This window comes from Streptomyces manipurensis (genome assembly GCF_049570255.1).
Taxonomy (GTDB): Bacteria; Actinomycetota; Actinomycetes; order Streptomycetales; family Streptomycetaceae; genus Streptomyces; species Streptomyces manipurensis.
This window is the reverse complement of record NZ_CP186950.1, coordinates 1,565,554-1,585,519: the sequence shown is the minus strand read 5'-3', so window position 1 is coordinate 1,585,519 and position 19,966 is coordinate 1,565,554. Positions and strand designations below refer to the sequence as shown.

Below are 19,966 nucleotides of genomic sequence, written 5' to 3'. Positions count from 1 at the left end.
CTCCAGTCATCTGCAACGAGACAAGGGACGTGGGTTGCTCAAGTCTGCCCGCAAGCAAGGGAAGCCAGAACGACAGGCGAAGGACGCCGAAGGGCGCATGCCTCTCGTCGAGCACCTGCGTGAGCTGCGAAACCGCCTGCTGAAGTCGGTCCTGGCGATCCTGGTGATCACCATCGTCGCCGCCTTCTTCTACCGCGACATCATCAACTTCCTGCTGAAGCCGATGCTCGACTCCGTCGGCTGCACCAACGGCGTGGTGACCCAGCGCAACGGCCGTCCCTGCGCCGACATGACCGTGAACGGCCTCATCTCGGCGTTCTCGATCGCCCTCAAGGTCTCGTTGATGGCCGGCGTGGTGCTGTCCGCGCCGGTGTGGCTCTACCAGCTGTGGGCCTTCGCCGCGCCCGGGCTGCACAGCCACGAGAAGAAGTACGCGCGCAGCTTCGTCGCGGTCGGCGCCCCCCTGTTCCTGGCCGGCGCGGTCCTCGCGTACAAGATCCTCCCGCAGACCGCGACGATCATGCTCGAGTTCACGCCCGACCACGCGCGGAACCTGCTGCCCGTCGACGACTACCTGGACCTGGTCACCCGCATGGTGATCGTCTTCGGTCTGGCCTTCGAGCTGCCGCTCCTGCTGGTCCTGCTGAACTTCACCGGTGTGCTCACCGGCAAGCGGCTCGCGGGCTGGTGGCGCGGGTTCGTGCTCGGCATCACGATCTTCGCGGCGTTCGCGACGCCCACCGGTGACCCGCCGACCATGCTGGCGCTGGCCGCCCCCATCGTCGCGCTCTACTTCCTCGCGCTCGGCCTGTGCCTGCTGAACGACCGGCGGCGCCGCCGCAAGGATCCCGACGCGGGCCTGAGCGACGACGAGGCCTCGCAGCTGGACCTCACCCCCGAGCCGGTCGGTGAGCTGGAGGCCGTACCCGCCCCCACGGCACTGCCCGGGCAGGCCGACGGCGGACGCCAGCGGATCAACGGTTACGACGACGCCACCTGACCGGTAGATTCCGGCGGGTGAGCCACGAGGTCACCCTCTTCGTCAATCCCACCGCGGGACGCGGCCGGGGCGCGCACGCCGCGCAGCCGGCCGCTTCCGCGCTCCGGGACGCCGGTTTCTCCGTACGCACCGTCGTGGGCACCGACGCCCGCGACGCGCTGGCCCGGCTGAGGACCGCCGTCGGCGAGGGCGCCGGCGCGGTCGTCGCCGTGGGCGGCGACGGGATGGTGTCGCTGGCGCTCCAGGCGCTCGCCGGCACCTCCGTGCCGCTCGGGGTGGTGGCGGTGGGCACCGGCAACGACTTCGCACGGGCCACGGGCCTGCCCGTACGGGAGCCCGCGCGGGCGGGCCGGGCGGCGGCCGAGGCCCTCAAGGAGGGCCGCACCCGCGCCGTCGACCTGGGGCGGGTGGGCTCCACCTGGTACGGGACGGTGCTGTGCTCCGGCTTCGACTCCAGGGTCAACGACCGGGGCAACCGGATGCGGCTTCCGGCGGGCCGGTTCACGTACGACCTGGCGATGATCGCGGAACTGGCCGCCTTCCGGCCGTTCCCGTACCGGATCACCCTGGACGACGGCCCGGTGATCGAGACCGAGGCGACGCTGGTGGCCGTCGGCAACGGCTCCTCCTACGGCGGCGGCATGCGGATCTGCCCGGACGCCGTGCCCGACGACGGACTCTTCGACGTGACGGTCGTCGGCGACTGCAGCCGGGCCACCCTGCTCAGGGTGTTCCCGCAGGTCTACCGGGGCGGGCACGTCGGCCACCCGAAGGTCACGGTGCACCGGGCCCGCAAGGTCGCCCTGGAGGCCCCCGGTCTGACCGCGTACGCGGACGGCGAGCCGCTGGGGGCGCTGCCGGCCGTCGCGGAGTGCGTCCCCGGGGCGGTCCGTCTCCTCGTATAAATGATCGCGACTGTTGTCGGAGGGGGCGGGTAGGCTCGAGAACAAGATGACCGAAGAACTCTCCCCCGCCGAGCGGTACGCCGCTGCCCGGCGCCGCGCCGCCGAAGACGCCACTGCCCTGGCCCCCTTCCGCGAGATGTACGATTTCGACCTCGACGCGTACCAGGACGACGCCTGCAAGGCGCTGGAGGCCGGCAAGGGCGTCCTCGTCGCCGCCCCGACGGGCTCCGGCAAGACCATCGTCGGCGAGTTCGCCGTGCACCTGGCCCTCCAGCAGGGCCGCAAGTGCTTCTACACGACGCCGATCAAGGCCCTGTCGAACCAGAAGTACGCCGACCTCGTCAAGCGCTACGGCGCCGACAAGGTGGGCCTGCTCACCGGCGACAACAGCGTCAACTCCGAGGCGCCGGTGGTCGTGATGACCACCGAGGTGCTCCGCAACATGCTCTACGCGGGCTCCCAGTCGCTGCGCGGCCTCGGCCACGTCGTGATGGACGAGGTCCACTACCTCTCCGACCGGTTCCGCGGAGCCGTCTGGGAGGAAGTGATCATCCACCTCCCCGCGTCGGTGACCCTGGTCAGCCTCTCGGCGACCGTGTCCAACGCGGAGGAGTTCGGCGACTGGCTGGACACCGTGCGCGGCGACACCGAGGTGATCGTCTCCGAGGAGCGGCCCGTCCCGCTGTGGCAGCACGTCATGGCCGGCCGCCGCATCTACAACCTCTTCGAGGAGGAGTCCGACCACGGCGGCCGCGGCTCCGCGCGCCGCGAGGTCAACCCCGACCTGCTGCGCATGGCGCGCGAGGAGAACAGCCGCACCTACAGTCCCAAGGACCGGCGGCGCGGCAAGATGGTCCGCGAGGCCGACCGCGAGCGCGAGCGGCGCTCCCGCGGCCGGATCTGGACCCCGTCCCGCCCCGAGGTCATCGCCCGCCTCGACAACGACGGGCTGCTGCCCGCCATCAACTTCATCTTCAGCCGGGCCGGCTGCGAGGCCGCCGTCCAGCAGTGCCTGTTCGCCGGCCTGCGCCTCAACGACGAGGCCGCGCGCGTCCGGGTGCGCGAGATCGTCGAGGCGCGGACGGCCTCCATCCCGGCCGAGGACCTCCACGTCCTCGGCTACTACGAGTGGCTGGAAGGCCTGGAGCGCGGCATCGCCGCCCACCACGCCGGCATGCTCCCGACCTTCAAGGAGGTCGTCGAGGAGCTGTTCGTCCGCGGCCTGGTGAAGGCCGTCTTCGCCACGGAGACCCTGGCGCTGGGCATCAACATGCCCGCGCGCACGGTGATCCTGGAGAAGCTGGTCAAGTGGAACGGCGAGCAGCACGCCGACATCACCCCCGGCGAGTACACGCAGCTGACCGGCCGGGCCGGCCGGCGCGGCATCGACGTCGAGGGCCACGCGGTCGTGCTCTGGCAGCGCGGCATGGACCCGGCCGGGCTCGCCGGACTCGCGGGCACCCGTACGTATCCGCTGCGCTCCAGCTTCAGGCCCTCGTACAACATGGCCGTCAACCTCGTCAGCCAGTTCGGGCGGCACCGTTCGCGCGAACTGCTGGAGACCTCCTTCGCGCAGTTCCAGGCCGACCGCTCGGTCGTCGGGATCTCTCGGCAGGTGCAGCGCAACGAGGAGGGCCTGGAGGGCTACCAGGAGGGCATGACCTGCCACCTGGGCGACTTCGAGGAGTACGCGCAGCTGCGCCGCGACCTCAAGGACCGCGAGACGGACCTGGCCAAGCAGGGCGCGGCCCAGCGGCGGGTGCAGGCGGCCGGATCGCTGGAGAAGCTCAAGCCGGGCGACATCATCCACGTCCCCACGGGCAAGTTCGCCGGGCTGGCGCTGGTCCTGGACCCGGGCGTCCCCGCCGGACGGGTCCACGGCCACCGCGGCCACGAGTACGCCGAGGGCCCGCGCCCGCTGGTGCTCACCGCCGAGCGGCAGGTCAAGCGGCTCGCCGCGATCGACTTCCCGGTGCCCGTCGAGGCCATCGACCGGATGCGCATCCCGAAGAGCTTCAACCCGCGCTCGCCGCAGTCCCGCCGGGACCTCGCCTCGCAACTGCGCAGCAAGGCCGGTCACATCGCCCCGGAGCGGCGCGCCCGCGGCCGTGCCGCGGCCGCCGACGACCGCGAGATCGCACGGCTGCGCGCCGCGCTGCGGGCCCACCCCTGCCACGGCTGCGACGAGCGCGAGGACCACGCCCGCTGGGCGGAGCGCTACCACCGGCTCAAGCGGGACACGCAGGCGCTGGAGCGGCGGATCGAGGGCCGGACGAACACCATCGCCCGCACCTTCGACCGGATCCACGCCCTCCTCACCGAGCTGGACTACCTGCGCGAGGACGAGGTCACCGTCCACGGCAGGCGGCTCGCCCGGCTCTACGGCGAGCTCGACCTGCTGGCCTCCGAGTGCCTGCGGGCCCGGATCTGGGAGGGGCTGTCCCCGGCCGAACTGGCCGCCTGCGTCTCGGCGCTGGTCTTCGAGGCGCGGCAGTCCGACGACGCGGTCGCACCCAAGGTGCCGGGCGGCGCCGCGAAGGTGGCGCTGGGCGAGATGGTCCGCATCTGGGGCCGGCTCGACGCACTGGAGGAGGAGCACCGCATCAACCAGGCGGAGGGCGTGGGCCAGCGCGAGCCGGACCTCGGCTTCGCGTGGGCGGCGTACCAGTGGGCCTCCGACAAGAGCCTGGACGAGGTGCTGCGGGAGGCGGAGATGCCCGCCGGTGACTTCGTGCGCTGGTGCAAGCAGGTCATCGACGTCCTCGGGCAGATCGCCGCGGCCGCCCCGTCGGCCACGGGCGACAGCGGCAGCACGGTCGCGAAGAACGCCCGCAAGGCCGTGGACGCCCTGCTGCGCGGCGTGGTGGCCTACAGCTCCCTGGGCTAGGGCGTGCTCGCCCGCCGGTGCCGTCCGCCCGTGGGGCGGGCGGCACCGGGTCGTCGTGACCCGGTGGGCCGTGACCGCCACCGTGCACCGTACGGGCCGGAGCCTGGGCTCAGGGGCCGTTCTCCCAGCCGGGGCGGTCGTCCCAGGCCCGCAGCGTCCGGGCGCTCTCGAAGCGGTGGGCTGCGCCGGTCACCGGGTCGGTGAACGCGAGCGTGCGGGCCAGGAGTTGCAGCGGCCTGCGGTAGTCGTCCGGGGCCGGGTCGGTCACCCGCGGGTAGACCGGGTCGCCCAGGATCGGCAGGCCCAGGCCGTTCATGTGCACCCTCAGCTGGTGGGTGCGTCCGGTGTACGGGGTGAGCCGGTAGCGGCCCAGGCCGCCCCGGTCCGCGAGCAGCTCCACGCGGGTCTCGGCGTTGGGGGTGCCGGGGACCTCGGCCGCCGCGATGACCCCGCGGACCTTCTCGATCCGGCTGCGGACGGTGCGCGGCAGGGAGAGGTCCGGGGCGACGGGTGCCAGGGCCTCGTACTCCTTGTGGACCTCGCGCCGTTCGAAGAGCTGCTGGTAGGCGCCGCGGTCCTCGGGCCGGACGCTGAACATGACCAGTCCCGCCGTCAGCCGGTCCAGCCGGTGCGCGGGACTGAGGGCGGGCAGCCCCAGCTCCTCCCGCAGCCGGGCGAGCGCGGTCTCGGTGATGTGGCTGCCGCGCGGCGTCGTCGCCAGGAAGTGCGGCTTGTCCACGACCAGCAGGTGGGCGTCCCGGTGGACGACGCGCAGCGCGAAGGGCACCGGCGGCTCGGGTTCCATGTCCCGGTGGAACCACAGGTAGGCGCCGGCCTCGTACGGGTCCCGGGCGCACAGCACCCGTCCGCCCGGGCCCAGGACCCGGCCGGCGGCCAGCAGGCGTGCCATCGACTCCGCGCCGCGGGTGCCGGCGTAGCGGTCCGTCAGGTAGCTGCCGAGGTCGGGCCAGGCGCCGTCCGGGTCGGGGGGCAGCCGCAGGCGGACCGGGTCGATGCCGGCGCGCTGGGGGAGGGGCGAGGGCGGTGCCTGGGTTCTGCGTCTCATCGGGGACAGGCTATGCGGCTACCGGCGGGTGAACGTGCCGAGGCCGTCGGCGTCGAGGTACTCGACGCGGAGCGTGCCGTCGGCGAAGGTGACGCCGGTGCGGCCGACGGCGTTCTCCCCGGCGGTGACGAAGCTGAACGTGTCGCCGTCGTAGTGGGTCAGGGGGTAGCGCTGCGGCTCCGGGCCGAGCGCGAGGGTGAGCGCTCCGGCGCGGTCGGCGGTCACGGTGGCCGCGCCGTAGAAGGGGTTGTCGTAGCTGCCGGTGTACGCCGCGCCGTCCCGGGCGGGCTTCGCGCCGGCGGGCGGGCGGGAGTAGTCGGTGGGGGAGCGGCCCGCAGCGTCCATCTGCGCGTAGAGGGAGCCGGCGAGTCCCAGCCAGTCCGTGGTGACCTTGCCGTGTTCGGCGAAGTCGAAGAAGTCCAGGGCGACGGCGTCGGCGAGGCCGACGGGGGCGCCGTTGGTGAGGACGACGATGCCGAGCTTCTCCAGGGGGAGCATGGTGACGTTGGTGTTCGCGCCGAGCTCGAAGGCGCCGGAGTGGCTCAGGCGCAGGCGGCCCGCGTCGTCGTAGGAGACGTTCCAGCCGAGGCCGTAGAAGCCGGTCCGGGCGGTCGGGGTCGCGGGCGGCTGGGACACGACGTGCGGGACGTGCGTGCGGGCGAGGGTGTCGGAGGGGACGATGCGCTTGCCGTCGAGGGTGCCGTCGGCGAGCTGCAGGCGCAGCCAGCGCGACATGTCCCGGGCGGTGGAGCTGACACCGCCCGCGGGGGCCTGGGCGTCGGGGTCGCGGACGTGGGCCGCGCTCCAGGTGCCGTCCGGGTTCCTGACGTGCGTGAAGGCCCGGTCGGGACGTTCGGCGAACGCGGAGAACTCCGTGCTGGTGGAGGTCATCCCGGCGGGCTTGAAGAGAGTGTCCTCGGCGAGCTTCTGCCAGCTGGTGCCCTCGGCACGGGCGACGGCCTCGGCGGCCGCGGTGAGGCCGAAGTTCGTGTAGGCGTAGCTCGACCGGAACGGCGAGAGGGGTTCGAGCCGGAGGTGGTCGAGGATGTACGACCGGTCGTAGCCGAGGTCTTCCAGGAGGTCGCCGGCGTGGTCGGGCAGCCCGCTGCGGTGCGAGAACAGGTCGGCGGTGGTGACGTGCCCGGTGACCCAGGGGTCCTTCACGGCGAAGCCCGGCAGCTCGGTGCGGCGGTCCCACTGGTCGGGGTCGGTGAGGGTGGCGGCCACGACCGTGGAGGAGACGGGCTTCGAGAGGGACGCGATCTGGAAGACGGTGTCCGGGTCGACGGCGGCGCTCCCGCCGGCGCGGCGGACCCCGAAGGCCTCGAGGTGGACGACCTCGTCGTCGTGGACGACGGCGACCGAGACGCCCGGCACGCCGGTGCGGCGCATCATGTCCGTGACGGTCCGGTCCAGCCGGTCGACGGCCCGCTCCACGGCGGCGTCGTCGATCTGCGGCTGCGGGGCGGGCGGCGGAGAGGGTGCCGCGGCCGCGGGGGCCGTGGCAGCGGCGGCGGTCAGCAGGACCGCTGCGCCTGCGGCCCCGAGTGCGCGGAGCGTACGCATGGGGACATTGTCGCGCGGGGCGCCCCGGCCCGCGCGTCCTGGGCGGGGGGCGGGCACCGGAGCGGGAGAAGCCCCCGCCGGTGAGGGCGGGGGCTTCTCCGGACGGCGTCTCGCCGGAGGGTCAGGCGGCGGCGCGGTGTTCCTGCTCCGCCTCGACCGTCGCGTTCCAGTCGCGCTTGATGGCCCGCCAGCCCTCGTCGGTCTCGCCCAGGCGCCAGTAGCCGGAGATCGAGAGGCGTTCGCGTGCCACACCGCGCTCCAGGCGCAGGTGCCGGCGCAGGTCCTTGACGAAGCCGGCCTCGCCGTGGACGAAGGCGTGGACGTCGCCGGAGGGGAACTCCAGGGCCTGTACGGCCTCCACCAGCATCCGGCCGACCGGGCGGTCGCCGCGGTGGAGCCAGACCGGGGTGATCCCGTCGGGGGTGGCGACCTTCAGCTCGTCGGCCGGGCCTTCGATCTCGATGAAGGCGTGGACCTCCGCGCCCGCCGGCATCCGCTCCATGGCGGCGGCGATGGCGGGCAGCGCGCTCTCGTCGCCCACCAGCAGGTGCCAGTCGGCCGTCGGGTCCGGTGCGTAGGCGCCGCCGGGGCCGAGGAAACGTACCTCCTCACCGGGCTGGACCCGGGCCGCCCACGGGCCGGCCAGGCCCTCGTCGCCGTGGACGACGAAGTCGAGGGTCAGCTCCAGGCGGACCGGGTCCCAGTGGCGGACGGTGTACGCGCGCTGGCGCGGCCACTGGGCCCGCGGGAAATCGGCGCGGATGCGTTCGAGGTCCCAGGGAGCGGGGTAGTTCACACCCGCGGGAGCGAACAGGAGCTTGACGTAATGGTCGGTGTACGCGCCCGCGCCGAAGTCCGCCAGTTCCTCACCACCCAGCACGAGCCGCACCATGTGCGGCGAGAGCCGCTCGGTGCGTACGACGACGGCGGTGCCGACGGTGCGGGCGCGTCCTTCTGCCACGGTGTCTCCCCTGAACTCCTGCGAAACTTAGCCTTACCTAAGTTAGCACCTCAGGAGTGCAAGGCGCCGCTCAGACGGGACACGGCTCCACCCAAACCCCACCGATGGGCTAGTGCATCGACCATCTCGGGCTGCGCCGGAGCAGCCGGAAGAGCCGCGCTGAACTGCGGCAACGGCACGTCGGAGGCCACCCGGACCACCTTCGGAGCCACGGCCAGATAGGGCCTCGACTCGTCCAGCCGCCTGCGCTGCGTCGGGGTGAGCTTCGAGGTCGGATCGTCCACCGCGGCCAGGATCCCCGCCAGGTCGCCGTAGGCGTCGAGCAGCTTCGCCGCCGTCTTCTCGCCGATGCCCGCCACCCCCGGCAGGCCGTCGCTCGGATCCCCGCGCAGCAGCGCCAGGTCCGCGTAACCGGTGCCGTCCACCCCGTACTTCTCCCGCAGCCAGGCCTCGTCCGTCACCTGGAGGGTGCCCACACCCTTGAGCGGGTACAGCACCCGGCGCTGCCGGGCGTCGTCGACCAGCTGGTAGAGGTCCCGGTCCCCGGTGACGATGTCCACCGGCCCCGTCGCCCGGGCCGTGAGCGTGCCGATCACGTCGTCCGCCTCGTAACCCGCCACCCCCACCCGCGCGATGCCGAAGGCGTCCAGCGCGGCCTCGATGATGGGCACCTGCGGGGCCAGCGTGTCCGGGGTCTCCTCCACGTCCGGTCCGGACTCCGTCTCCACGGCGACCCGGTGGGCCTTGTACGACGGGATCAGCTCCACCCGCCAGTGCGGGCGCCAGTCGGCGTCCATGCACGCCACCAGGTCGTCCGGCCGGTGGTCCTGGACGAGCCGGCCGATGAAGTCGAGCAGCCCGCGCACGGCGTTGACCGGGGTCCCGTCGGGAGCCTTCACGGAATCCGGAACGCCGAAGTAGGCGCGGTAGTAGAGGGAAGCGGTGTCCAGGAGCATCAGGCGTCGTGTCGTCACGGAGTCGATGATGCCGCAACGCCCCGCGCCCCCGGCCCGGCCGGCGGGCCCGCGCCGGGGCGCCGCGGACCGCCACGGTCCGTGAGCGAGTGGGTACGGGAAGAGCCGTGCGGGCGAAACCGGAGGCGGTTGCTGCGTAAGGTGCTTACAGCACACCGATGTGCGACGGACATGGGGAGGGCAGCCCCGAAATGAACAGCAGGGACGGTACGGACGGTACGCGCGGCACGATGGACGACAGGGACGACAAGGGCAAGGACAAGGACGGCAAGGAGCCGCTGAGAGTCGGCGTGGCCGTGCGCAAGCGGCGCCGCGCGCTGTCCCTCACGCTCGCCGCCGTGTCGGCGCGCAGCGGCCTGTCGGTGCCCTTCCTGAGCCAGATAGAGAACGAGCGTGCCCGGCCCAGCATGCGGTCCCTCGAACGGGTCGCCGACGCCCTGGAGACCACCGCCGTCGAACTGCTCGCCGCCTCCGACACCGCCCGCACGGTGGACCTCGTACGGGCAGGCGACGGCTCGGCGCTCAACCCCGTGCCGGGCGTCCGCCCCCTGGTCCGCGGCCACCACCAGCTGCACGCACTGGAGTTCACCGGGGACCAGGACGCGGGCCGGGAGTACCAGCACCGCAACGACGAGCTGATGTACGTGGTCGAGGGCGCCTGCCAGGTGGAGGCCGAGGGCCGCGCCTACCGGCTGGAGAGCGGGGACGCGCTCTTCCTGTCCGGGGGCGTGCGGCACCGCTGGCGGGCCGTCACCGGGGACACCCGGATCCTGGTCGTCGCCGTCGGCGAGCACATCCATGCCACGTCCGAGCCCCCCGCGCCGGGACGCTGAGCGGTATGCGGAGGGTCGTGTCGCTGGTGCCGTCCCTGACCGAGGCGGTCGCCGTGAGCGCACCGGGGCTGCTGGTCGGGGTCACGGACTGGTGCACGCACCCCGAGGACCTCGGCGGTGCGGTGCGCATCGGCGGGACGAAGAACCCCGACGTGCGGGCGATCGTGGAACTCCGCCCTGACCTGGTGATCGCCAACGAGGAGGAGAACCGGGCCCCGGACCTGGTGGCGCTGCGCGCCGCGGGGCTGGAGGTGCTCGTCACGGAGGTCCGGGACCTCCCCCAGGCGCTGCGGGAACTGGACCTGCTGCTGGTGGGGGTGCTGGGGCTGGCGAGGCCGGGGTGGCTGGTGGACGCGGAGGTGGCGTGGGCGCGCGTGGAGCCGGTGGGGGAGCTCACCGCGTTCGTGCCGGTCTGGCGGAAGCCGTGGATGGTGCTGGGGCGGGACACCTTCGCGGGTGACCTGCTGGCGCGGCTCGGGGTGCGCAACCTCTACGCCGGGCACGCGGAGCGGTATCCGCGGATACCGCTGGAGGAGCTGGCCGGGTCCGGCTGCGACCTGGTGGTGCTGCCGGACGAGCCGTACCGCTTCACGGCGGAGGACGGCCCGGAGGCCTTTCCCGGCATCCGGGCGGCGCTCGTCAGCGGGCGGCACCTCACGTGGTACGGGCCGTCGCTGGCGCGGGCGCCGCGGATCCTGGCGGAGCGGTTGCGCTCGCGCTGACGGTGTGTCGGGGGCGGGGTGGCTTTGGCTTCGCCGGGTCGGTGTTCTGCCGGTGGGGCCGGGTTTCGGTGCGGCCGGCCTGTGGTGTGGGGTGGGGCCCCGGTGGAGTGTCTCCTCGGCTCGGCGCGTGCGGGTGGGGCGGTCTGAGACGGCCTGGGTCGCGCGCTCGTCCTGCGGGGACACTCCACCGTGTCCCCACCCCACGGCCCGTGCTTCGACACCCCGGGCCGACCCACTCCCGGTACGACGTCCGGTTGTGCTGTCGGTGCGGGGACGGGGAGGGGTGTCCCCGCAGGACGAGCGTGCAACCGCCTCGTACGGGACGAACCCCGCCGCACGCGCGAGCCGAGGAGACACCCCTCCCCGGCCCCGCACCCCACCCGCACACCGACGTATCGACCCCGGCACCCTCTGGATCCGGATCCGCACGACCAGGCCGCATCCGCATCGCCTCGAACAGGCCGATCCCGACCCCGTGGGCCGGCCCGGATCTGCGACCCCCCGCGGGAGCGGAGCCGCTAGCCCCGCCGGAGGGAGCGGGCCGTGTGGGTGGCGGTCAGGAGCCAGGCGGTGAGGAGGGCGAGGAAGAGGGCGGCCGCCAGCCAGGAGAGGGCGGTGAGGCCGGTGTGGCGGGCGAGGCCGGCGGCGCCGGTGACGCAGGTGCCGACGGGGAACGTCAGGGCCCACCAGGTCATCGCGAAGCCCATGCCGTCCCGGGCCGCCCGGACCAGCAGGGCTCCGGCGAGGGCCAGCCAGAGGAGGGCGAAGCCCATCACGGGGACCCCGTAGACGACCGCGAAGGCGCCGAGCGCGTCGGCGTAGGGGGCGCCGATGGCCTGGGGGGCGGCGTCGGCCAGCTGGTTCACGGCGGTGGTGGACTGTCCCAGGGGGCCGAGGACCAGGAAGAGGGTCGGGGTGAGGGCGAGGGGGAGGGGGCCGCCGAGGATGAGCCGGCCGAAGATCAGGGGGAGCATCAGCAGGGTGGCCAGGAGGCTGATGCCGAACATCGCGTAGCAGGCGAGCAGCAGGGCCTCGCGGGGCTGGCCGGGGGGCAGGTGGGGTATCAGCAGCGGGCCGAGCGCGGCGGAGACCATCGGGGCGACCAGGGGGAGCAGCCAGACGGGGGTGGCCTGGCGGGGCTCGATCCTGTGGCGGACCACCATGAGGTAGGGGACGGCCACGGCGGCGGTGAGGCCGATGGCGGTGCCGGCGGTGTAGAGGACGGCGTCCACGGCGACGGCGGCGTCCGTCCCGATGAGGTCCTTGCCGACGATGAGGGTGCCGCCGCCGACGGCCAGGAGCGCCATGGCGAGGCAGCCGTAGAAGGGGGCGACGGCGGGGTCGAGGAGGTGGGCGCGGGCCTGGTCGCGGTGGTGGATCCAGTGCCCGGTGCGGGCGGTGAGCACGGCGGCGAGGGCGAGGGCGGACAGGGCCCAGACGAGCTGGCAGGCCACCCGCTGGCCGGGGAGCTGGTACGGGAGGGTGGCGCCGGCGTTGGCGATGATCGCGGTGCCCATGACGGGGGCGTACCAGTTGGGGCCGAAGTGCCGCAGCGCCGGTGCCTTGTGGGCGATGGGGGCGGGTTCGGTGACGGGTCGCACGAGGGTGGTGGCCATGGGTCCAGCGTCCCGTCGGGGCGGGCCGTCCGGCAGAGGTGATCTGTCTATAAGGCCATAAACTGATGTTATGGGTGAGGAGAAGTGGGTTCCGCTGGCGTACCGCGTTCCGGACCTCGGTGCGCTGGAGCTGCTGCTGGCGGTCGCCCGGGTGGGGAGCCTGAGCGGTGCGGCCCGCAGGCTGGGGATCACCCAGCCTGCGGCGAGCAGCCGGATCCGGGCGATGGAGGCGCGGCTGGGGGTGGCGCTCGTGGACCGTTCGCCGCGGGGGTCGACGCTGACGGCCGAGGGTGCGCTGGTCACGGACTGGGCGCGGCGGGTGGTGGAGGCGGCGGAGGCCTTCGACGCGGGGGCGCAGGCATTGCGCGGGCAGCGGGATTCGCGGCTGCGGGTGGCCGCGAGCATGACCATCGCCGAGTACCTGCTGCCGGGCTGGCTGATCGCGCTGCGCGGGCAGCGGCCGGACACGGCGGTCTCGTTGCACGCCGGGAACTCGGCGGTGGTCGCCCGCCGGGTCCTCGCGCACGAGGCGGACCTGGGGTTCGTGGAGGGGCTGACGGTGCCGGACGGGCTGGACTCGGCGGTGATCGCCCAGGACCGGCTGGTGGTGGCGGTGGCGCCGGGCCATCCGTGGGCGCGCCGTACGCGGGGTGTGGAGGCGGCGGAGCTCGCGTCGACCCCGCTGATCCTGCGGGAGCGGGGGTCGGGGACCCGGCAGGTGCTGGACGCGGCGCTGGCCGGGAGCGGCGGGCTGGCTGCGCCGCTGCTGGAGCTGGCCTCGACCACCGCGGTGAAGGCGGCGGCGCTGAGCGGGGCGGGGCCGTGCGTGCTGTCGGAGCTGGCGGTGGTGGACGAGCTGGCGGCGCGCCGCCTGGTGGAGGTCCCGGTGCCGGGGGCCGAGCTCGGCCGGGCGCTGCGGGCGGTGTGGCCCACGGGTTCCCGTCCCGCGGGCCCGGCCCGTGATCTGCTCTCCCTGACCCACCACCGGCCCTGACCGCGGGCCGGCGGTCAGCCCGCGGGGAGCGGGCGGACGGTGAGGATCTGCGTGGCGTGGCCGACGGGGCCCTCGAGGTCGTGCAGGACGCTGCTGGTCAGGCCCTGGCCGGACGGGCCGAAGGAGACGGTGGTGTCCAGGCCGGTCCACGGGCCGCGCGGCGGGCGGTGCAGGTGGACGGTGAGGTCGAGGTTGGGGAACATCCAGCTGCGCGGGTCCTGCTGCACGGCGATGCCGTTCGCGGTGTCCACGAGGCCGACGTACGCGGCGAGGGCGCTGCTCGGTTCGCCCGCGACGAGGTCCAGCGGGGAGGACACCCAGGCCCGGGAGCGGCCCCTGCGGACGAGGGGAGTGCGCCGGACCTCGATGGAGGACACGTAGCCGCCGGCCCACTCCTGGTCCATGGACCAGACGGCGAGCTCCTCGGGGCGGGGCAGGGGCTCATGGGGGCTGTCGGCGACGGCCGCGGTGTCGGGCGAGGCGAGCAGCCAGGCGCGGGCGCGGACCACGGGGCGGCCGCCGATGGCCACGGTCGCCTCCAGGAGCTCGATGGTCCGGCCCGGGCGGAGCGTCTCGACGGTGATCTCGCACTCGTCGAGGGCGATGCGGCCGAGGATGTCGTAGCTGATCCGGGAGAGGGCGAGTCCGTCGGCCCGCTCGCCGAGGTGCCGGTCGAGGGCGTGGACGACGAGCCCGGCGAGGGGGCTGAAGTGCTGGTCGTCGGTGCTCCAGGCACCGCCCGCGTGCGCCGTGGGCTTGTAGCGCCGTTCGCCGGTCCGCTGGTAGTAGCTCTCGCGTGTGACGGCGCCGGTGCTCACGGGTTCGGCCTCCACGGACGGGGCAGGGCTGCCCGGATTGGGTGTACTGATCACGCATCGTAGGAGCCGGCGCCCCTTGCGTCACTGTGATCTGGCGGACACCCGCGCCCGTACCGCGCCGCTCAGGCGTTGGCCTCCTCGCCGCTGCGCGCCCGGAGGTTCTTGGTCAGCAGGGAGCCCGCGACGATCAGGGCGACGCCCAGCCACCACATGTTGTCGAAGATCAGCACCGCGATGCCGATGGGGACGAGCAGACCGGCCAGGGGTACGAGGAAGCCCGCCCACGGGGTCGGGCCGGGCGGCTGTCCGGAGGCCTCGCGGACCGCTCGGGCGCGGGCCACGTCCGGGTACCAGACGGTGAACTTCACGGCCGCGACGATCGCCAGGACCTGGACGATCCAGCCGGTCCAGATGTTGTTGGGGTTGTGCAGGACGAGGTCCCCGAAGGCTCCCGCGAGCGCCGCCACGAGGAAGGCGATGCCCCAGGCCCCGGTGATCATGTAGTTGGTGCGCAGGAAGCCGCGGGTGTGCCAGAGCGCCGGATCGACCTTCTCGCGGGCGTACTGCAGGGTGAAGGGCATCCGCACGGCCATGGAGCCGAAGGCGATCACCGCGAGGGCGATGTTGGCGACCTCGCCCGCGTACGTCTCCAGCCAGCGCAGCGTGCCCGCGCTCGCGAGTGCTCCGATGACGGCCATCGCGGCGAAGAAGACCACGTCGGCCAGTTCCAGCAGCTTCCAGGAGCTGCCCCGGTTCACGAGGTGGGTCAGCGCGACCAGGGCGACGGCCGCGGCCAGGGCCAGTCCGACCGCGAGCTCGAACCGCCCGGGTCCCACCAGCAACGAGAAGACGATCCACGGCGCCATGCCCACGACCGGGTTGTCCAGGAACCCGGAGACGGGGCCGGTGGCGGTGCCGTGCGCCTCGGTCGTCACCCTTCCAGCCTGCCCGCCCGTCGGCCGTCGGGCCATTCGTACGGGGCGCGGGGAGGGCCGGCCGCGGGGACCGGCGCTGGGGAAGGCGCCAGTGCCCCGCGGCCGGCGGCCGGTCAGGCCACCGGTACCGCGCTGCGCACGGAGGCGGCCTCGATCAGGGAGGACATCACCCGGGTGTCGGTGTCGCGCTCGGGGTGCCACTGGACGCCGAGGACCCAGCGCGCCGGGTCCGGGAGCTCGATCGCCTCGACGGTCCCGTCGGTGGCGTGGGCGGAGACGACCAGGCCGCTGCCGAGCCGTTCGACGGCCTGGTGGTGGTAGGTCGGAACCTGCGCCTCCTCCGGGACGAGCGCGGCGTACCGGGTGCCGGGGACCGGGCGGACCGGGTGCCAGGACATGGTGCCGGGGGTGTCCACGTGGCCGTCGATGTGCTGGACCAGGGTGCCGCCGAGGACGACGTTGAGGGCCTGCATGCCCCGGCAGATGCCGAGCAGGGGCAGTTCCGCGTCGAGTGCCGCCGCGATCAGGGCCAGCTCCCAGTGGTCGCGGACCGTCGCGGGGGCGCCCGTACGGGGGTCGCGCGCGGCGCCGTAGTGGACGGGGTCCACGTCCGGGCCGCCCGCGACGACCAGGCCGTCCACCCGGCTCAGCACCTCCGCGGCCGATCCGGGGTCGTCCGGGGGCAGCAGCACGGCCGCGCCGCCCGCCGCCTGGACGAGGTGGTGGTACCCGGACGGTACGAGGGACGTCGGCAGGTCCCACACCCCGTAGCGGGTGGACTCCTCGACGTAGGTGGTGATGCCGATGAGCGGCCTGGGCACGTTCGTTACCTCCAGCGGGGGCGGGGGCGGACGGTGACAGGGTTTCAGTCGCGGGACAGCTCCGCCTCGGCTTCCGCGAGGGCCGCGAACTCCTCCTCGGGCGCCGAGGCCACGAGGTGGTGCCGACTGTAGAACGCGAAGTAGGCGAGGGCGACGGCGTACACGGCCAGTGCGATGAATGCCGCGTCCTTGTCCACCAGGAAGGTGGCGACCAGGGCCGACAGGGCGAGCGCGAAGGCGACCGACGAGGTCAGGATGCCGCCCGGGGTGCGGTAGGGGCGTTCCAGGTGGGGTTCCCGGCGGCGCAGCACGATGTGCGAGAGGGCCATCAGCGCGTAGGAGATGGTGGCGCCGAAGACGGCGATGTTGAGCATGCGGGCGCCGTTGCCGGTGGCCGCGGCGAGGGCGAAGCCGATCGCGCCGGGGATGACGAGGCCGAGATAGGGGGCCTTGCGCTTCGAGGTGAGGGACAGGAAGCGGGGGAGGTAGCCGGCGCGGGAGAGGGCGAAGAGCTGGCGCGAGCCCGCGTAGATGAGCGAGAAGAAGGAGGCGACGAGTCCGGCCAGGCCGGCGTAGTTCACGAAGCGGCTGAGGGCGGTGGGGCCGCCGTCGCCCTCCAGGGCCACGACCAGGGGGTTGCCGGCGGACTTGACGGCGTCGGCGCCCTGCGCGCCGGTGGCGGCGAAGAAGGTGATGAGCGCGAGCAGGGCGAGGACGCCCATCGAGATGGCCAGGGCCTTCGGCATGGAGCGGACCGGGTCCTTGGCCTCCTCGGCCGCCAGCGGTACGCCTTCCACGCCGAGGAAGAACCACATGCCGAAGGGGAACGCGGCCCAGATGCCCAGCAGGCCCATCGGCAGCCAGGAGTTCGAGCCGAGGGCGTCGGCGTCGACCGGGATGTCGTTGAGGCCGGAGGCGTCGAACTCGGTGAAGGCCCCCACGGCGAAGATCAGCAGCGCGGCGACGGCCACGGCGGTCACGACGAGGCTGAAGCGGAGCGCCTCGCCGACGCCCCAGAGGTGGACGCCGATGAAGATCACGAAACAGCCGAGGTAGACCGGCCAGCTGGAGGTGAGGCCGAAGAGGCCGAGCGATTCGACGTAGTCGCCGATGAAGATCACGATCGCGGCCGGGGCCAGGATGTACTCGATCAGGATGGCCGTGCCGGTGCAGAAGCCGCCCCAGGGGCCGAGGGCCCGGCGGGCGAAGCCGTAGCCGCCGCCCGCGGTGGGCAGGATGGTGGACAGCTCGGCGAGGGAGAAGACCAGGCAGGCGTACATCGCGCCCATGAGGACGGTGGCGATCGCGAGGCCGCCGAACCCGCCCTTGTCGAGGCCGACGTTCCAGCCGGAGAAGTCACCGGAGACGACGTAGGCGACGCCGAGGCCGGTGAGGAGCAGCCAGCCGGCGCTGCCGCGGCGCAGGGTGCGGCGGGCCAGGTACTCGTCGCGGCCGTCACCGCCGTCGGGGGACGTGGGGGGTGCGGGCACGGCGGTCAGCCGTGCTTCGATGTCGTCGGCCATCGGTGCGCTCCTGCCTCAGGGCAATGGTTGTGGGGCGTACCTTTGTACTGGTGAAGCGGAGCGCGCAAGACCCCTGCGTAAAACAGAGGTTACGAAAACCTCTCGGGCCCCCTCCGGATCCGTCCCGCCGCGCCGCTCAGGCCAGGAAGCCCCGCAGCAGCGCCGCCGTGCCGCAGCAGTGCTCGCGCATGGTCGCGCGGGCCCGGTCGGCGTCCCCCTCCAGTACCGCCTCGACCAGCGTGCTGTGCTGCTGCTGCGAGTGCTCCAGGTTGCGCACGAGCAGCGGGATGCAGTCGAGGAGGTCGTTGACGGTGGCCCGGACCGCCGCGTACTGGGCCGTCAGGGTGGCAGATCCGGCCAGTTCGCACAGGGTGAGGTGGAAGAGGGTGTCCTGGCGGCGGTAGTCGGCGAGCGGGGCGTCGTGGGTGGCCGCCAGCGCGGCGCGCAGCCGCCGGGCGCCCTCCTGCGTCAGCCCCTGGGAGGCGCACAGCCCGGCCGCGCCCGCCTCCAGGACCTCGCGGAAGCGCAGGACGTCCTCGATGTCCACGCCCGCGACGCGCCGGCGCAGTTCCTCCTCGACGCCGCCGGCCGGGGTGTCGGGGCGGGGGCGTACGAAGGTCCCGCCGTACCGCCCGCGCCGGGCCTCCACCAAACCCTGGTCCTGGAGCACCTTCAGCACCTCGCGCAGCGTGACCCGGCTGATTCCCATCCGCTCGGCCAACTCCCGCTCGGGTGGCAACCGTTCCCCGCCGGGCACCAGGCCCAGCCGGACCACTTGCAGGATCTGCTCCAGCGCCTCCTCGAACCCGTTGCCCGCCCGCACCTGGCGCAGTACCGGATCCAGCCGTCGCGCGGAGTCACCTTCGCTCGCCGTATCGGTCATCTCGGCTCCTCCCCTTCCCAAGCAATGGTTCTGTTCAATACCTTAGGCCTCCTCGGCTCACCGAAGGAGAGAATCCCGTGGTAGACCGCAAGCCGCCGCTCGCGACCGAGGAGCTCCGCGCCCTCGTCGCCAGCGGTGAGATCGACACAGTGGTCCTGGCCTTCCCCGACATGCAGGGGCGGCTCCAGGGCAAGCGGTTCGCCGCACAGTTCTTCCTGGACGAGGTCCTCACGCACGGCACCGAGGGCTGCAACTACCTGCTCGCCGTCGACACCGACATGAACACCGTCGACGGCTACGAGATGTCCTCGTGGGAGCGGGGCTACGGCGACTTCGCCATGCACCCCGACCCGGCCACCCTGCGCCGCATCCCCTGGAACCCCGGCAGCGCCTTCCTCCTGGCCGACCTGGCCTGGAACGACGGCACGCCCGTCGTGGCCGCCCCCCGGCAGATCCTGCGCCGCCAGCTGGAGCGCCTCGCCGAGCACGGCTACACCGCCATGGTCGGCACCGAGCTGGAGTTCATGGTCTTCCAGGACACCTACGAGCAGGCCTGGAACGCCCACTACAAGGGCCTGACCCCCGCCAACCAGTACAACATCGACTACTCCGTCCTCGGCACCGGCCGCATCGAGCCGCTGCTGCGCCGGATCCGCAACGAGATGCAGGCCGCGGGCCTCACCGTCGAGTCGGCCAAGGGCGAGTGCAACCTCGGGCAGCACGAGATCGCCTTCCGCTACGACGAGGCGCTGACCACCTGCGACCAGCACGCGGTCTACAAGACCGGCGCGAAGGAGATCGCCTCCCAGGAAGGTGTCTCGCTCACCTTCATGGCCAAGTACGACGAGCGCGAGGGCAACTCCTGTCACATCCACCTCTCGCTCACCGACGCCGACGGACGCAACGCGATGGCCGGCGACGGGGACGACCAGGACGGCATGTCACCGGTGATGCGCCATTTCCTGGCCGGCCAGCTCGCCGCGCTGCGCGACTTCTCCCTTCTCTACGCCCCCAACATCAATTCGTACAAGCGTTTCCGGCCGGGATCCTTCGCCCCGACCGCCGTCGCCTGGGGCGTGGACAACCGCACCTGCGCCCTCCGCGTCGTCGGACACGGCCGCTCCATGCGCTTCGAGAACCGCCTCCCCGGCGGCGACGTCAACCCCTACCTCGCCGTCGCCGGCCTGGTCGCGGCCGGTCTCTACGGCATCGAGAACCGGCTGGAGCTCCCGCCCGTCTGCGCCGGGAACGCCTACACCGGCGACTACGCGCACGTCCCGGCCACCCTGCGGGAGGCCGCCGAGCTCTGGGAGAACAGCGAGATCGCCAAGGCGGCCTTCGGCCCCGAGGTCGTCGCCCACTACCGCAACATGGCCCGCGTGGAACTCGACGCCTACGACTCCGCGGTGACCGACTGGGAGCTGCGCCGCTCCTTCGAACGCCTGTAGTCATCCACGCCACC

Annotated in this window: 17 protein-coding genes; 7 read left to right on the top strand and 10 right to left on the bottom strand. The window is 73.1% G+C overall.

The genetic code is table 11. From position 1 onward, the window contains the following. Window positions 1–34: 34 nt before the first annotated feature. Genes tatC through ACPU2J_RS07290 form a run of 3 tightly spaced genes read left to right on the top strand, consistent with a single transcriptional unit; the run spans window position 35 to window position 4,792 of the window. A complete protein-coding gene (tatC, locus tag ACPU2J_RS07300; RefSeq protein ID WP_361601341.1) occupies window positions 35–1,000 on the top strand; it encodes a twin-arginine translocase subunit TatC in 966 nt (321 codons plus the stop codon). Between the two features lie 17 nt (window positions 1,001–1,017). Next, entirely contained in the window at window positions 1,018–1,905 is an 888-nt protein-coding gene (locus tag ACPU2J_RS07295) for a diacylglycerol kinase (protein ID WP_423832974.1), read from the top strand. Window positions 1,906–1,951: 46 nt separating this feature from the next. After that, window positions 1,952–4,792, top strand: a complete 2,841-nt coding sequence (locus ACPU2J_RS07290; RefSeq protein ID WP_423832973.1) for a DEAD/DEAH box helicase — start codon at window positions 1,952–1,954, stop codon at window positions 4,790–4,792. 109 nt (window positions 4,793–4,901) lie between these two features. On the opposite strand, the gene ACPU2J_RS07285 is transcribed toward ACPU2J_RS07290, so the two are convergent. From ACPU2J_RS07285 to ACPU2J_RS07270, 4 genes are all read right to left on the bottom strand, one after another. After that, window positions 4,902–5,858, bottom strand: a complete 957-nt coding sequence (locus ACPU2J_RS07285) for an RluA family pseudouridine synthase (RefSeq protein ID WP_420081306.1) — start codon at window positions 5,856–5,858, stop codon at window positions 4,902–4,904. Window positions 5,859–5,876: 18 nt separating this feature from the next. Continuing rightward, window positions 5,877–7,424 carry a serine hydrolase gene (locus ACPU2J_RS07280; RefSeq protein WP_420081307.1) on the bottom strand — a complete coding sequence of 516 codons (1,548 nt, stop codon included), beginning with the start codon at window positions 7,422–7,424 and terminating at the stop codon, window positions 5,877–5,879. A gap of 121 nt (window positions 7,425–7,545) precedes the next feature. After that, complete coding sequence (locus ACPU2J_RS07275) at window positions 7,546–8,385, bottom strand: siderophore-interacting protein (RefSeq protein WP_420081308.1); 840 nt, start codon at window positions 8,383–8,385, stop codon at window positions 7,546–7,548. A gap of 50 nt (window positions 8,386–8,435) precedes the next feature. Next, window positions 8,436–9,341, bottom strand: a complete 906-nt coding sequence (locus ACPU2J_RS07270; protein WP_420082484.1) for a 5'-3' exonuclease — start codon at window positions 9,339–9,341, stop codon at window positions 8,436–8,438. Between the two features lie 248 nt (window positions 9,342–9,589). On the opposite strand from ACPU2J_RS07270, the gene ACPU2J_RS07265 reads away from it, so the two are divergent. Further along, complete coding sequence (locus ACPU2J_RS07265; RefSeq protein WP_420082485.1) at window positions 9,590–10,192, top strand: helix-turn-helix domain-containing protein; 603 nt, start codon at window positions 9,590–9,592, stop codon at window positions 10,190–10,192. Window positions 10,193–10,197: 5 nt separating this feature from the next. Further along, window positions 10,198–10,914: a helical backbone metal receptor gene (locus tag ACPU2J_RS07260; RefSeq protein ID WP_423832972.1), complete on the top strand. Its 717-nt coding sequence runs from the start codon at window positions 10,198–10,200 to the stop codon at window positions 10,912–10,914. A gap of 518 nt (window positions 10,915–11,432) precedes the next feature. Here ACPU2J_RS07260 and ACPU2J_RS07255 read toward each other — a convergent pair. Then, on the bottom strand, window positions 11,433–12,530 hold the full coding sequence (locus tag ACPU2J_RS07255; protein WP_423832970.1) for a TDT family transporter: 1,098 nt from the start codon (window positions 12,528–12,530) through the stop codon (window positions 11,433–11,435). A 70-nt stretch (window positions 12,531–12,600) separates the two neighbouring features. Between ACPU2J_RS07255 and ACPU2J_RS07250 the strand changes: the two genes are divergently transcribed. Continuing rightward, window positions 12,601–13,524, top strand: coding sequence for a LysR family transcriptional regulator (locus tag ACPU2J_RS07250; protein ID WP_361607640.1), 924 nt, complete (start codon window positions 12,601–12,603; stop codon window positions 13,522–13,524). 14 nt (window positions 13,525–13,538) lie between these two features. On the opposite strand, the gene ACPU2J_RS07245 is transcribed toward ACPU2J_RS07250, so the two are convergent. The 5 genes from ACPU2J_RS07245 to ACPU2J_RS07225 all read right to left on the bottom strand — a co-directional run bounded on the left by ACPU2J_RS07245 (window position 13,539) and on the right by ACPU2J_RS07225 (window position 18,504). Next, window positions 13,539–14,342 (bottom strand): thioesterase family protein, encoded by an 804-nt coding sequence (locus tag ACPU2J_RS07245; protein ID WP_423832969.1) that lies wholly within the window; start codon window positions 14,340–14,342, stop codon window positions 13,539–13,541. Window positions 14,343–14,464: 122 nt separating this feature from the next. Continuing rightward, the gene (locus tag ACPU2J_RS07240) at window positions 14,465–15,277 is read right to left on the bottom strand and encodes a hypothetical protein (protein WP_423832968.1); all 813 of its coding nucleotides are present in this window, start codon (window positions 15,275–15,277) and stop codon (window positions 14,465–14,467) included. 113 nt (window positions 15,278–15,390) lie between these two features. Next, window positions 15,391–16,098 carry a gamma-glutamyl-gamma-aminobutyrate hydrolase family protein gene (locus tag ACPU2J_RS07235; RefSeq protein WP_420081313.1) on the bottom strand — a complete coding sequence of 236 codons (708 nt, stop codon included), beginning with the start codon at window positions 16,096–16,098 and terminating at the stop codon, window positions 15,391–15,393. Between the two features lie 44 nt (window positions 16,099–16,142). Next, window positions 16,143–17,621: an ethanolamine permease gene (eat, locus tag ACPU2J_RS07230; protein WP_361607652.1), complete on the bottom strand. Its 1,479-nt coding sequence runs from the start codon at window positions 17,619–17,621 to the stop codon at window positions 16,143–16,145. 136 nt (window positions 17,622–17,757) lie between these two features. Further along, window positions 17,758–18,504, bottom strand: coding sequence for a FadR/GntR family transcriptional regulator (locus tag ACPU2J_RS07225; protein ID WP_361607655.1), 747 nt, complete (start codon window positions 18,502–18,504; stop codon window positions 17,758–17,760). 77 nt (window positions 18,505–18,581) lie between these two features. Between ACPU2J_RS07225 and ACPU2J_RS07220 the strand changes: the two genes are divergently transcribed. Next, window positions 18,582–19,952, top strand: coding sequence for a glutamine synthetase family protein (locus ACPU2J_RS07220; protein WP_420081314.1), 1,371 nt, complete (start codon window positions 18,582–18,584; stop codon window positions 19,950–19,952). Window positions 19,953–19,966 lie beyond the last annotated feature (14 nt).

What these genes read in the sequence shown, in the direction of transcription:
- ACPU2J_RS07280 (WP_420081307.1), bottom strand. Translation starts at nt 7,424, where the DNA reads ATGCGTACGCTCCGCGCACTCGGGGCCGCAGGCGCAGCGGTCCTGCTG.
- ACPU2J_RS07270 (WP_420082484.1), bottom strand. Translation starts at nt 9,341, where the DNA reads ATGCTCCTGGACACCGCTTCCCTCTACTACCGCGCCTACTTCGGCGTT.
- ACPU2J_RS07290 (WP_423832973.1), top strand. Translation starts at nt 1,952, where the DNA reads ATGACCGAAGAACTCTCCCCCGCCGAGCGGTACGCCGCTGCCCGGCGC.
- ACPU2J_RS07250 (WP_361607640.1), top strand. Translation starts at nt 12,601, where the DNA reads ATGGGTGAGGAGAAGTGGGTTCCGCTGGCGTACCGCGTTCCGGACCTC.
- ACPU2J_RS07265 (WP_420082485.1), top strand. Translation starts at nt 9,590, where the DNA reads ATGGACGACAGGGACGACAAGGGCAAGGACAAGGACGGCAAGGAGCCG.
- eat (WP_361607652.1), bottom strand. Translation starts at nt 17,621, where the DNA reads ATGGCCGACGACATCGAAGCACGGCTGACCGCCGTGCCCGCACCCCCC.
- ACPU2J_RS07255 (WP_423832970.1), bottom strand. Translation starts at nt 12,530, where the DNA reads ATGGCCACCACCCTCGTGCGACCCGTCACCGAACCCGCCCCCATCGCC.
- ACPU2J_RS07260 (WP_423832972.1), top strand. Translation starts at nt 10,198, where the DNA reads ATGCGGAGGGTCGTGTCGCTGGTGCCGTCCCTGACCGAGGCGGTCGCC.
- ACPU2J_RS07225 (WP_361607655.1), bottom strand. Translation starts at nt 18,504, where the DNA reads ATGACCGATACGGCGAGCGAAGGTGACTCCGCGCGACGGCTGGATCCG.
- ACPU2J_RS07285 (WP_420081306.1), bottom strand. Translation starts at nt 5,858, where the DNA reads ATGAGACGCAGAACCCAGGCACCGCCCTCGCCCCTCCCCCAGCGCGCC.